Origin of the sequence: Tenacibaculum sp. TC6, assembly GCF_050606265.1 — a bacterium.
Taxonomy (GTDB): domain Bacteria; phylum Bacteroidota; class Bacteroidia; order Flavobacteriales; family Flavobacteriaceae; genus Polaribacter.
Map to the genome: position 1 here is coordinate 1 of NZ_JBOCUK010000077.1, position 925 is coordinate 925.

1 protein-coding gene is annotated in these 925 nt (G+C 31.2%); it reads left to right on the plus strand.

All coding sequences use genetic code 11. The annotated features are described in order from the left end of the window. Nucleotides 1-211 precede the first annotated feature (211 nt). A partial coding sequence (locus tag ACQY1Q_RS17365; protein WP_431006593.1) for an IS110 family transposase occupies nucleotides 212-925 on the plus strand: 714 nt, incomplete at its 3' end.

Below are 925 nucleotides of genomic sequence, written 5' to 3' on the forward strand. Positions count from 1 at the left end.
CTTAAGTTAGCAATTGTTTAAATTTAGTAATAAAAACCAGAAAGAAAAAGCGTAGAGTAAGGTTATGATATACGTTGAAATCTAGATTTCGTCAACATTGATAATCCCTACGCTTTACTACTTTAAATTCGTTCAGTTCTGTGAGACCAAGATCTCGATTTCAAGTTGTTGAATTGATAGTAGTTATTTTCTTTCCAATCCTTTTTTTCTTATGAGTAAAAATAAACAATTTTTAGGAATCGATGTAAGTAAAGATTCTTTAGATGTGTATGATTATCAAGGTAATTGGTATCAATTTAAAAATGAAGAATCAGGCTTTAAAGAGTTGTTGTTAATCACAAATGATTTAACTCATTGCATAATGGAAGCGACAGGTTACTATCACGTACGATTAGCTTATTTTTTAGCGGAAAAAGGAGTTTTGGTATCGGTAGAAAATCCGTTGAAGGTAAAACGTTTTATTCAAATGAATTTATCAAAAGTAAAAACGGATAAGAGTGATGCAAAACAGCTGTATAATTATGGTATAAGTCAAACTCCTTCTCTATGGAAAGGAGAGAGCAAGAATCAACAAGAATGTTTACAAATAGTACGTTTATTGAGTGTTTATACGAAACAATCTACTCAATTAAAGAATAAACTTCACGGCGAATCGGTATTAGGGAATCCATCGAAATTGGTAGTTAGTTCCTTAAAAAGACAACTAAAAAATGTACAAAAAGAGATGGTTAAATTAGAAGATTTGTTGTTAGAGAATGTAAAAGAGAGCTATCAAGAAGAAGTGACTTTATTAAAGTCTATTCCAGGAATAGGGGGCAAAACAGCATTAATGTTATTAGTTTTTACCAATGGGTTTAAGTGCTTTACTTCAGCAAAGGAGTTGTGTAGTTACGCAGGTATAACTCCTACTATTAGAGAATCAGGC